The sequence below is a fragment of the Saccharopolyspora thermophila genome, assembly GCF_014646075.1.
Lineage (GTDB): Bacteria > Actinomycetota > Actinomycetes > Mycobacteriales > Pseudonocardiaceae > Saccharopolyspora > Saccharopolyspora thermophila.
In genome coordinates this window covers 1-11,893 of sequence record NZ_BMMT01000006.1, presented here as the reverse complement: position 1 = coordinate 11,893, position 11,893 = coordinate 1, and the positions used below count along the sequence as shown (strand labels likewise).

At 71.8% G+C, this 11,893-nt stretch carries 10 protein-coding genes; 5 read left to right on the top strand and 5 right to left on the bottom strand.

Annotated features, from left to right (window positions below):
• Positions 1–65 precede the first annotated feature (65 nt).
• Together IEY17_RS10450 and IEY17_RS10445 are read right to left on the bottom strand one after the other, a co-directional pair.
• Positions 66–1,295 carry a diguanylate cyclase domain-containing protein gene (locus IEY17_RS10450; RefSeq protein WP_188987146.1) on the bottom strand — a complete coding sequence of 410 codons (1,230 nt, stop codon included), beginning with the start codon at positions 1,293–1,295 and terminating at the stop codon, positions 66–68.
• A 92-nt stretch (positions 1,296–1,387) separates the two neighbouring features.
• On the bottom strand, positions 1,388–2,776 hold the full coding sequence (locus tag IEY17_RS10445; protein WP_188987145.1) for an alpha-amylase: 1,389 nt from the start codon (positions 2,774–2,776) through the stop codon (positions 1,388–1,390).
• 379 nt (positions 2,777–3,155) lie between these two features.
• Between IEY17_RS10445 and IEY17_RS10440 the strand changes: the two genes are divergently transcribed.
• Together IEY17_RS10440 and IEY17_RS10435 are read left to right on the top strand one after the other, a co-directional pair.
• On the top strand, positions 3,156–3,917 hold the full coding sequence (locus tag IEY17_RS10440) for a DeoR/GlpR family DNA-binding transcription regulator (protein ID WP_188987144.1): 762 nt from the start codon (positions 3,156–3,158) through the stop codon (positions 3,915–3,917).
• Between the two features lie 85 nt (positions 3,918–4,002).
• Entirely contained in the window at positions 4,003–5,514 is a 1,512-nt protein-coding gene (locus IEY17_RS10435; RefSeq protein ID WP_188987143.1) for a glycoside hydrolase family 32 protein, read from the top strand.
• 51 nt (positions 5,515–5,565) lie between these two features.
• Here the strand turns inward: IEY17_RS10435 and IEY17_RS10430 are convergent, their stop codons facing one another.
• Complete coding sequence (locus tag IEY17_RS10430; protein WP_188987142.1) at positions 5,566–6,750, bottom strand: site-2 protease family protein; 1,185 nt, start codon at positions 6,748–6,750, stop codon at positions 5,566–5,568.
• Positions 6,751–6,798: 48 nt separating this feature from the next.
• Positions 6,799–7,248 carry a universal stress protein gene (locus IEY17_RS10425; protein WP_188987141.1) on the bottom strand — a complete coding sequence of 150 codons (450 nt, stop codon included), beginning with the start codon at positions 7,246–7,248 and terminating at the stop codon, positions 6,799–6,801.
• Between the two features lie 92 nt (positions 7,249–7,340).
• Between IEY17_RS10425 and IEY17_RS10420 the strand changes: the two genes are divergently transcribed.
• Entirely contained in the window at positions 7,341–7,757 is a 417-nt protein-coding gene (locus tag IEY17_RS10420) for a universal stress protein (RefSeq protein WP_188987140.1), read from the top strand.
• 3 nt (positions 7,758–7,760) lie between these two features.
• Here IEY17_RS10420 and IEY17_RS10415 read toward each other — a convergent pair whose 3' ends face one another.
• Positions 7,761–9,119, bottom strand: a complete 1,359-nt coding sequence (locus IEY17_RS10415) for a glutamate-cysteine ligase family protein (RefSeq protein ID WP_188987139.1) — start codon at positions 9,117–9,119, stop codon at positions 7,761–7,763.
• Positions 9,120–9,605: 486 nt separating this feature from the next.
• Between IEY17_RS10415 and IEY17_RS10410 the strand changes: the two genes are divergently transcribed.
• Positions 9,606–11,024, top strand: a complete 1,419-nt coding sequence (locus IEY17_RS10410) for a selenium-binding protein SBP56-related protein (RefSeq protein ID WP_188987138.1) — start codon at positions 9,606–9,608, stop codon at positions 11,022–11,024.
• A gap of 690 nt (positions 11,025–11,714) precedes the next feature.
• Positions 11,715–11,893, top strand: a 179-nt coding sequence (locus IEY17_RS10405) for an adenosylhomocysteinase (protein ID WP_188987137.1), incomplete at its 3' end; no start/stop codon positions are given.

Here is an 11,893-nt window from a genome sequence, read left to right as displayed (position 1 = left end):
GTGCTCCAGGGCCATGGTCCCACTGCTGCGGCCGGGGACGCGCAGAACGAGCCGCGTACCGGCGGTTACACGCAGCGCCGCTTGCGGGTGTACATGTCCTGGTCGGCGGCGTGCAGGAGGTCCGCCGGGCGCGTGGTGGCGTCGGCCGTGGTGGCCAGCCCCACGCTCGCCCGCATCGGCAGCCGCTTGCCCGACACCAGCACGTCGGTCCGCAGGAACCGCTCGACGCGGTCCCGGAACGCCCGCGCGGCCCGGAGGTCCGCCAGGCGGCTGAGCACCGCGAACTCGTCCCCGCCGAGGCGCGCCACGGTGTCGCCCGGGCTGGCCGAGCGCAGCAACGCGTCCCCGGCCGCCATCAGCATCCGATCCCCGACCGCGTGCCCGTGGAGGTCGTTGACACGTTTGAGCTCGTCGAGGTCGACCAGCAGCACGGTGAGCACGCCGCCCAGGCGCGGCAGTTCCGCGAGGTGCTGGTCGAGCCGGTCGCCCAGCAGGACGCGGTTGGCCAGCCCGGTGAGCGGGTCGTGCAGCGCCAGGTGCGCCAGGTGTGTGTCGCTCATCCGCCGGGCGCCGAGCTCCTCGTACTGGCCGACCAGGTGCGCCGGGCGGCCGTCGGCGCCGAGCACGCCGCTGACACGGACGAACAGCCACACCGGGTACCCCGCCTTGTGCCGGAGGCAGCTGCGGAAGCTGGCGCTGTCCACCCGGCCGTCGAGCACGTCGGTGAGCGCGGAGTCCCCTGGCGCGCCCGGGTACGTCAGGCGGGTCGGCGGGGTGCGCAGCAGTTCGGCGCGCTCGTAGCCGAGCAGTTTGCAGAACGCCGCGTTGACCTCGGTCCAGTAGCCGCGGGTGTCCAGCAGGGCCATGCCGATCGGGGCGTGGGCGAACGTGCGCTGCCAGCGCAGCGCGGTCTCGCGCCGGTCGGTGATGTTGTGCGCGACCGTAGCCACGCACAGCGCTCGGCCGCAGTCGTCGCGGATCACCGACGCGGACAGCAGCAGCCAGATGATCTCGCCGTCGCAGCGCACCACCCGGAACGCGTGGGCTGCCTCCCCGGAGGGGTCCGCCAGCACCTCGTCGAACAGCGAGGGCGCACGCACGTCGTCGGGGTGGATGAGGTCGGTCTGGTGTCGCCGGAGGAGTTCGTCGCGGTCGTAGCCGAGCAGGTCGCAGAACGCGTCGTTGACGAAAATGAAGCGCTCATGCTGGTCGAGCAGCGTCATCGGGGACGACGACTGCTCGCAGACGATCCGCCACGGGATGAGGTCGGCGGCGCCCGGTCTCGGCGTGGGCATGGCACCGACGTTAGGCTCAGCACCCCCGCCCTCGATGACTGTTAACACGGATGGGTGAACCCGGCGCCGGCTCGGGGCGACCAGCGCCGAGGTCAGCAGGAGCGCACGCCGACGTGCAGGGCGAGTGCGGTGTTGGGTGCGAGGGTGGCGGTGAAGCGGCCCGCGGAGTCGACGGCGACCGCGCGGCCGCTCTGCACGTCGCAGTAGTCGCCGGCGGGCAGGGAGGTCTGGAAGGTCTGCGTCAACGCGGTGGCTTCGTGGTTGATGACCACGAACCCCTTGTCGCCGCGACCGAACGCGATGGCGTCCGCGCCGTTGTCCCACCAGTTTGTCACCGCCTGGCCGCGGGTGGCGTTGCGGAAGCCGACCATCGAGCGGATCTCGGGCCAGGCGTGCTGGCACTTCCAGCCGTCCTGCCAGCACGCGCGCACCACCCCGCCGTTCGGCGGACCGGCGTCACGGTCGCTGAACTCGTAGCCGGAGTGCACGTCCGGCGAACCGTAGGGCCAGGCCAGCATGAAGACGTTGGCCAGCGTGTAGTTCGCGCCGTCCTTGTAGCTGAGCGTGTCGCCGCCGCGCTCGGTGTCGTGGTTGTCGACGAACACGTCCGCCCGGCCGGACTCCAGGTAGCCCCAGCCCTCCCCGTAGTTCCGGAGGTAGGCCAGGTTCTCGGCGGTGAAGACCCGCTTCAGGTCGCGGGCATAGCGGAACTCCTGGACGTCGCCGGTGCCCAGATACTCGGCGGGGGAGACGACCTCGCCTTCGCCGTGGATGACCTCCTGCTTCCAGTAGGCATGGGGGTCGCCGAGCCGGGATTTGATCGCGACCAGGTCCTCGGGGCTCATGTGCTTGGCCGCGTCGATCCGGTAGCCGTCCACGCCGAGCGAGCGCAGGTCGTCGAGGTAGGCCGCGATACGGCCGCGCACGTGGTCCTCGCCGGTGTCCAGGTCGGCGAGACCGACAAGTTCACAGTTCTGCACCCGCCAGCGGTCGCCGGTGTAGTCCGACGGGTTGATCGAGGTCGTGCAGTTGTCGAGATCGGGTGGCGAGTAGATCCCGGGGTAGGAGTACTTCTGGTAGCTGGAACCGCCCGTGCCGGTGCCGTCCCCGGCGGCCATGTGGTTGATCACGCTGTCGACGACGACGCCGACCCTCGCGGCATGGCAGGTGCCGACCATGTTGCGGAAGGCCGCGCGGTCGCCCAGCCGCGAGGCGATCTGGTAGCTCACCGGCTGGTACGAGGTCCACCACTGCGGGCCCTGGATGTGCTCCTGCGGCGGCGACACCTGCACGTAGCCGTAACCGGCGGGGCCCAGCGTGGTGGTGCACTCCCGCGCTACCGAGTCGTAGTTCCACTCGAACAGCACGGCGGTGACGTCGCGGTCCCCGGGCGGCGCGGCCTGTGCGGTGCCGACGGGCGGAACGAGCGCGAACGCGGTACCCGCCGCGAGCATGGCGGCGACCGCGGACCTGCGGACCATGTTTCCTCCAACCCCGTGCATGCCGCGGAGTGCTCCGAAAATTCTTGCAATGTTCATCCGGTGATTCGGATGACAAGTGGCGACCAGGGTTCAGCACCTCAGTAATCCAGTCAAGATCTACCGCCGCTCGTTGCGCGTCCCGTTGCAAAAGATTGCGCCGTTGTTCCGTCCGGCGCTGCGCCCGAGCCGCCGAACGCGCGGGTCGGCAGGGATGTGCGGACGTGTCGCGCCGCATGCCGCCATTCCGTGCAGCGGCATGCGGCCAGACCGACCAGCCAAAACCAACTATTCGGAAGCAATACCAACGAAACCTGTTGTGATGCCACGTTGCCCATGGTTAATCTCACCCAAAACCAACCCGAAACACAGGCGGTGCCACATGTATGCGGAGGAGCGGCAGCGGGTCATCCTGGAGCGGGCGCGGGCCGCGGGGCGCGTCGACGTCGCCGCGCTCGCCGCCGAGTTCGGCCTCACCTACGAGACGGTGCGGCGCGACCTGACCGCCCTGGAACGCCACGGCGTGCTCCGCCGGGTGCACGGCGGCGCCATCCCCATCGAGCGGTTGGGCTTCGAACCCGGCTTCGCCACGCGGGACGCCACGCTGACCGCGGAGAAGGAACGCATTGCCAAGGCCGCGCTGGCCGAGGTGCCGCAGGAGGGCGCGATCCTGCTCGACGCGGGTAGCACCACCGGCCGGTTGGCCGAACAACTGCCCACCGACCGCGAACTCACCGTGGTGACCAACTCGCTCACCATCGCCTTCACTCTCAGCGCCCGGCCCAACATCACCCTGATGCTGCTCGGCGGTCGGCTGCGCGGCCGCACACTGGCCACTGTGGACGACTGGGCGCTGCAGGCGCTGCACGACACCTTCGTGGAGGTCGCCTTCGTCGGCACCAACGGCGTGTCCGCCGAGCGCGGCATGACCACACCGGACTCCTCGGAGGCCATGATCAAGCGCGCCAGCATCCGCTGCGCGCGGCGCACCGTGCTGCTCGCTGACCACACCAAGGTCGGCAACGACCACTTCGCCCGCTTCGGCAGCCTCGACGAGGTCGACACCTTCATCACCGACAGCGGCGTGGACCAGCGCCTCGTGCACGACATCGAGGCCGCCGGGCCGCGCGTGATCGTCGTCTGACCCGATATCGACCACCACGCGCCGCGAACCACCGGCTCGCGGTGCCGATGCCGCACGCCACCAACACCCGGAGGAGGAAGTCCGGATGCGCCCATCCCGAACCGCGGCCCTGGCCGCCGCCCTGCTGCTCCCGTGGACCCTGGCGCTGGCCCCGCTGCCCACGTCCGCGGCCGCCACGAAAACCGTCTACGACGAGCCCCACCGTGGCCAGTTCCACTTCAGCCCGGCGGAGAACTGGATGAACGACCCCAACGGGCTGGTGTATTACGACGGCGAGTGGCACCTCTTCTACCAGTACCACCCGGACGGTGAGGTGTGGGGCCCGATGCACTGGGGCCACGCGGTCAGCACGGATCTGGTGCACTGGCGGGAACTGCCAATCGCGCTGGCTCCCGACGACAAGGGCCACATCTTCTCCGGCAGCGCGGTCGTGGACGCCAACAACACCAGTGGTTTCTTCGCGCCCGGCACCGGTGGCCTGGTTGCGGCCTTCACCTACCACGACCCGGTCACCGGTCGGGAGAGCCAGGCCATCGCCTACTCCAGCGACCGCGGCCGCACCTGGACCAAGTACGAGGGCAATCCGGTCATCCCGAACAACGGTGCCAAGGACTTCCGCGACCCGAAGGTGTTCTGGTATGAGCCGCAGCAGAAGTGGGTCATGATCGTCGCCGGCGGCCAGGTCGAGTTCTACTCCTCGAAGAACCTCCGCGAGTGGACGCACGAGTCCACTTTGGACGGTGTGTTCACCGAGTGCCCCGACCTGTTCCCCATCCGGGTCGGAGACCGGACCCGCTGGGTGCTCTCGCACGGCGGAACCCACTACACCGTCGGCGATTTCGACGGGCACCGGTTCACCCCCAGCCAGCCGACCCGGCAGGTCGACTTCGGTAGGGACTTCTACGCCGCGCAGTCCTGGGACGGCGCGCCCGACGGCCGGCGCTACTGGCTGGGCTGGATGAGCAACTGGGCCTACGCCGAGCAGGTGCCGACCGCACCGCCCTGGCGGGGGCAGATGACCGAGGCCCGGACCGTCAACCTAATTCCCGACCCGGCGCGCCCCGGCGAGTTCAGCCTTGCCCAGCAGCCGGTCCCGCAGCTCACCGAGCAGCTGGGCGGCGAGCCCGCCACGATCACCGACACCCCGATCCCGCCGAAGGGCAACCTGCTGGCCGGCCAGCGCGGCACGAGCTACGAGATCCGCGCGGTGGTGGACGTCGGCAACGCGCAGGAGGTCGGTTTCGACGTCCGCACCGGATCCGGCGCGCGCACCCGCATCAGCTACTCCACCGCGCGGCAGGAGCTGTCGCTGGACCGACGTGAATCCGGTGACGTGGACTTCTCCCCGGAGTTCCCGGCGGTCACCGCGGCGCCCCTGCCGCTGCCCGCCGACCGGCTGCTCGACCTGCGCATCCTGGTGGACCGCTCGTCGGTGGAGGTCTTCGCCGAGGACGGCACGGTGGTGTTCACTGACCAGGTCTTCCCGAGGCCCCACTCCGACGGCATGGCCGTGTTCGCCACCGGCGGCCGGGCCGTCGTCAAGTCCCTGACCGTCACCCCGCTGCGCTCGGCCTGGCCGCGGCAGCGGGGCCGGTGACGGGGCTCGCGGAGAGCGGTTCGCGCGCGAGACCGACCAATCCCGGCACCGTCATCCCGGACGTGGCTGGCCCGGGTACCACCAGTCCGGCGGCGGTGGCCGCGGGTCGTCGCGCACGCGCGGGACGAAAGAGGCGCCGTGTTCGGCCAGGCTGCGGCTGATGTCGGACGGCGACACGATCCCGCACAGCCGCCCCGCGGTGAAGACCAGGACGCGCCCCTCGGCGAAGCCGCCCAACCGGGGCAGGACGTCGGCCAGGGGTTCGTCCGGTTCCGCCGCGGGCACCTGGTCGACCGGGCAGGCGGCCTCGCGCAGCGTGGTCCGCTCCCGCTCCGCCGCGGTGAGGGAGCGCAGACGCCGGAGGGAGACCAGCCCGTCGACCGAGCCGTCCACGCCGCGCACCGGGTAGGCGGCGTGCTCCGTCCTGAGCTCCCGCAGGAACTGCTCGGCGGTCCGCGCGCCGTCTGCGGTCTCGACCGGGTGTGACATCACGTCCCGCACCCGGACGTCCCGCAACGCCAGCCCCGCGCGGGCCTGCCGCTCCTCGGCGACGGCCGTGCTGGTGATGAACAGGCCCAGCACAGCCCACCACAGGCCCTCCGCGCCCTGCGCCACCAGTTGGACGAAACCCCCGGCGATGAGCAGGTATCCGAGCCCGAGCCCGGCGCGCGCCGACCACACCGCCGCCTGGAACCGGTTGCCGCGCCACCGCCACAGCGCGGCGCGCAGCACCCGGCCGCCGTCCAGCGGGGCCGCCGGAACGAGGTTGAACACGGCCAGCACGGCGTTCAGCACCGCCAGGTAGCTCAGCACCGCCACCGCCAGCGCACCCCCGAACCGGGCCACGCCCAGCGCCAGCAACCCGAAGATCACCGCGAGCGCCGCGCTGGTCACCGGACCGACCACGGCGATACGCAGCTCAGCCCCGGGACTGCGCGCTTCGCCGCGCAACCGGGCGAGCCCGCCCAGCAGCCACAGGGTGATGCCCTCCACCGCCACGCCGTTGCGGCGGGCGACGACCGCGTGTGCCGTCTCGTGCGCCAGCAGGGAACCGACGAGCAGCACCGCGGTGGCGGTGCCGGAAACGCCGTAGCCGAGCGCGGAATGGCCGGGCAGTGCCCGCGGCAGCTGGTAGGCGGCCAGCCCCGCGGCGACGAGGACGACGATGCCGAGCACGCTCCAGTGCAGCTCGACCCGCACCCCTGCGACTCGGCCGACCGGGACAGCGCCGTTCATCCCTGCTCCTGCTTCCACTTTCAGTGTGCCGTGGTTTGGGCAGCGCGGTCACCCGGTGCGCTGCTGGGTTTCCCGGACCACGACGACGGGGCAGCGTGCGTGCTGGACGACGTGCTGGCTCACCGAACCGAGCAGGGCACCGGTGAACCCGCCGTGCCCGCGGTTGCCGACGACCACCAGGTCCGCCCGGTACTCCTCCGCGGCGTCCAGCAGGGCGCGCGCCGGGTGGCCCTCGGCGACCTCCTTGCGCCCGGGGACGGCCGAGGCTTCGCCGAGCACCTCGTCGAGGGTGCTGCCCAGCGCCGCGGCGGTGCTGTGCGCGAAGTCCTGCGGCCCGGGGACCTCCCAGTTGTAGATCATCGGCATGTTCCAGGCCATGATCGCGACGATCTCGCCGTCCACCAGCCCCGCGTGCCAGGCGGCCCAGCGCAGGGCCTCCTTCGAGGACGGGGACCCGTCCACCCCGACCACGATCGTGTAGCGGTGCCCGCCGTTCATACCGACCTCCTCGATCGTGCGCGGCTGCGGCGCTCAGTGGGGTACCCGGGCGGTGGCCGTTCCAGCCGCCCGAGGTGTCGTGGAGGTGGGGCATGTCGCGGATCGTGGTCGGCGCGGACGGATCACCGGGTTCCCGCGCGGCGCTGCGCTGGGCGCTCCGCTACGCCGAGCAGAGCGGCAGCCAGGTCACGGCGCTGATCGCGTGCGGACTTCCACCGCTGATCGACATGGTGCTTCCGGCGACGGAGGACGACGTGGCCGCGCAGGCGGCGCGGGAGCTGCGCGAGACCGTCGATGAGACCACAGCGCTGCTGGGCACGCGCATCCCGGTGGAGTGCCGGGTCGCGCGGGACCACGCCACCCGGGCGCTGCTGGAGGCGGCCCAGGATGCGGACCTGCTGGTGGTGGGGCACCGCGGGCACGGTGGTTTCGTCGAAGCCCTGCTCGGGTCGGTCAGCCAGCACTGCGTGCACCACGCGCCGTGCACGGTCGTCGTGGTTCGCCGCTGACCGCTACACCCGGTAGGCGGCGACGTAGCGCGCCGGGTCGCGGCCGAACTCACCGTCCCAGCGGCGCAGGACCCGGTCGGCGAACGTCGTCCCGGTCTCGAGGATCTCCTCGACCGGGTCGAGGTACTCCAGCACGACCGCGCGTTCGGCGCCCGCCGCGACGCGGGCCGCCAGCCCTTGCCTGGCCAGCCGCAGGAGCTCGCGGCCCAGCTCGCGCACCGGGACGTCGCCGAGCCGGGCCGCCAGGCCCTTCGCGGGCACCTCCGCGGCGGTGCGCCGCAGGGCGTCCACCGAGTGTTCGCGCAGCAGGTCCCAGGCGGCGAGCCGGGACGGCCGGTGGTAGGTCAACCCCACCCACAGCGCCGGGACCGCGGGGATGTGCGGGTAGGACGGCCCGTCGGCGGCGCGCAGTTCGAGGGTCCGGCGCACCCGCACGTCGGTCCACACCTGCGACAGGTGAGAGGTCCAGTCGTCCCAGGTCGGTCTCGTGCCATCGGGGAAGCCACGGTCCAGCAGCGAGCCGAACGAGCGGTCGCCGACCAGCCGGAAGCAGCCGTCCGCGGTCCGCCGGTAGATCATCGGCACGCCCAGCGCCCACTCGACGAAGTCCGCCGGGGTCATCTTCTCCCGCACCCCGGTGGGCAGCACCCCGCAGCGCCGCGCGTCGGTCCGCAACCAGCACTGGCAGCGCCGGGACAGCACGCCCGCGGGAGCACCGCCCTCCAGCGGCGAGTTGACGAACATCCCGGCCACGACGGGCGAGGCGGCCACCTGCATGCGCACCTTCTCGGCCAGGTCGCTGTCGGAGGTGTAGTCGAGTGTGGTCTGCGTGGACAGCGCCAGCGCCATCACGGTCGGCCCCCACTCACCCGCCTCGCCGAGGCCGCCGAAGTACCGGCGCATGAGCGCGCCGCGCGGTTTGGGCACCCACGCCGCGTTCTCGATGCGGTTGAAGGGCACGTTGCCCCCGGGCACGATCGCCAGGCCGAACCCGCGCGCCAGGTCGGCGAGGTGTTCCATCGCGCGCCGCAGGTCCTCGACCGCGGTCGCCAGGTCGTCGGTGGGCGCGGAGGAGTACTCGATGGCGCCGCCGTGCTCCAGCGAGACGATCATGCCGCTCGGGGTGCGGATAGCGGTCAGGAGCTCGCCGTCGCGCAGTTCCTCGCCACCAAACTCGGTGGCGACGGCCCGCAGGAGGTCGCGGACACCGCCGCGGCCGGCGTACGGGGCGGCCAGGCCGGTGGTGGGGTCGACGACGGCGCTCTCCACCTCCAGCCCGATGCGCTCCCGGCCGTCACCGGGCGCGGCGAACAGGGCCAGGAGCCCGTCCCGGCGGAGCGGTTCGGACGCGCCCGCTTGCATGCGACCTCGCTCTCCTGGGGACCGATCGGGCAGTGCACGCCGCCTGCGGCCACCGGCTCGCGGCTTCCGCCGCGGCCAGGACTCGGAGTGTAGAGAGGTGCCGGGCGGCCTGCGATCCAGATCAGCGGGGCGGAACCCGGACGGAGCAGTGCGGTCCCCGGCTGGCTGGTCGCGGCCGCCGCCCCGGCACCCGCTGGCGGATGCGCCGCGGCGCACCCTCCACTGTGGTCGGAATCGATCAGTGTTTGTCGACGGCCACGTGGTCGACCAGCATCGGGTGGCCCGGCTCGGTGGTCGCGGTGGGGGTGCCTTGCCCGACGGCGGCTTCCACGCCCCCCGGCGCTCCCGACCACCGCGTCGTGACTGCACGGCTGGTCTGGAACGCGCGCGACGGGCTGCAGGGCGCAGCCACCGTCCTAGGATGGGCGGTGTCGACGCTGCGCGGTAGGCCGCCGGGTGCCGATGCCGTGCTGTCGAGGAGTCGTGATGAGCTCCCACGAACACCAGCTCGATCCCACCTTCTACCGCAGTCCGGGCGAGGCGATCGCCGCCCCCTCGGAACGCCTGGCCTATGTCGTCGCGTACGACCGCGACGCCGCCGTATCCGACGCGCTCACCGTTGTGGACACCGATCCGGACTCGCCGGACTTCGGCCGGGTGGTCGGCTGGTCCGATCTGCCGACGTTCGGCGACGAGCTGCACCACTTCGGGTGGAACGCGTGCAGCAGCGCCTTCGCGCACGCCGGGCACCGCACCAGCGGGCTGCGCCGGCGCTACCTGCTGCTGCCCGGGCTGCGGTCGTCGAACATCCACGTCTTCGACACCCACCCCGACCCCCGGCGGCCCCGGCTGTCGCGCACCGTGACCGCCGCCGAGCTCGCCGCGGCGGCGGGCTACTCCCGGCCGCACACGCTGCACTGCGGACCGGACGGGATCTACCTGTCCTGCCTCGGCGCCGCGAACGGCGGCGACGGCCCCGGCGGGATCGCGGTGCTCGACCACGACACGTTTGACGTGGTCCGTGCCTGGGAGACCGACCGCGGACCACAGCACCTGGCCTACGACGCGTGGTGGCACCTCAACCAGAACACCCTCATCACCAGCGAGTGGGGCACGCCCGCGATGATCGAGAACGGCCTCGACCCCGAGCTGCTGCTGGCCAACCGGTACGGCCACGCCCTGCACTTCTGGGACCTGGCCGAGGGCCGCCACGTGCAGCGCGTCGACCTCGGCGCGCAGCACCAGATGGTGCTGGAGCTGCGCCCCTCGCATGACCCCGGCGCCACCTGGGGGTTCGTGGGCGTGGTCGTCAGCACCGAGGACCTGTCGGCGTCGGTGTGGCGGTGGCACCGGGAGGACGGCAACTGGCAGGCGGAGAAAGTGATCACCATCCCGGCCGAACCGGCACCCGCGGAGCAGCTGCCACCCGCGCTGCAGCCCTTCGGCGCCGTGCCGCCGCTGGTCACCGACATCAATCTCGCCGTCGACGACCGGTTCCTGTACGTGTCGTGCTGGGGGACGGGCGAGCTGAAGCAGTACGACGTCGGCGATCCAGCGCGGCCGCGCGAGGTCGGCTCGGTGCGGCTGGGCGGCATCACCGGGCGCGTGGCGCACCCGTCCGAACCGGCCGAGCCGCTGTCCGGCGGGCCGCAGATGGTGGAGGTCAGCCGCGACGGCCGCCGCGTGTACGCGACCAACTCGCTGTACGGCGCCTGGGACGACCAGTTCTACCCGGACGGTGTCGGCGGGTGGATGGCGAAGTTCGACACCGATCCGGACGCCGGTGGCGGCCTGGTGGTCGACGAGCGCTTCTTTCCCCACGGCGAGGACTTCCGGGGACTGCGCGTGCACCAGGTGCGCCTGGAGGGCGGCGACGCCTCGTCGGACTCCTACTGCTTCCCCTGACTCCCGGGTCAGCGCGCGGTGAAGTTGAGGTCACGCGGACGCAATGCCACCGTCGCAGCCGTGCCGGAGGCCCCGGGCGGCGACCCGGCGGCCCGTGGCGTGTCAGCCACCGACCCTCTGTCCATTGCGGACTTCTGGTGTTGGTGCCGGGCTTGGTGGGCGACCGCATCGGCTGGTCCGCCACGGTTCGCCCGGCGGGGCGCTGCGGAGAGCGGTCCGGTGGTGGGGCCGGTCGAGCCTCGCCGGCGCATCATTCGGCATCTGGGCATTCCGACACCTCACGAGCACGGGTGGCCGCGCGGTGTTGATCACCATCGCATTGACAAGTGGCTCGGTTGGTTACAGAATGTGCGGTCGCCGGGTTTGACCGACACGATGCGCCACCCATGGCGCGGCCGTCGGCCGAGAGGCGCTGCAACGGACCTCGGGTCCGCCACGCTCGGTCGGCGGTAGGACGACCAAAGGGCGCCTCCCACGGGAGGTGTTCTCCATGTCCGGCTCCAGATCAACAGACCGGGGCGACGCTTCCCGATCGGTGCCCGCCTGACTGCGCGGCTGGCACCGGACCAGGTGGGACTCCGCGGGCGCCGCGTTCCCCGGCTGAAGCCCCCTTCCGCCGCGACGGCATCCCGGGTTCCGCCTCGGACATCCAGTCGAGATGACAACACGGGGATTTCGAGGAAGGAAGTTGTGAGCGTGCAGGTGCAGAGGGTGAATGGTGTGGAGTTTGCTGTTCGGGATTTGTCGTTGGCGGAGGCGGGGCGGCATCAGATTCGGTTGGCTGAGCATGAGATGCCGGGTTTGATGGCGACGCGTAGGGAGTATGCGGGGTCGCAGCCGTTGCGGGGGGCGCGGATTGCGGGTTCGTT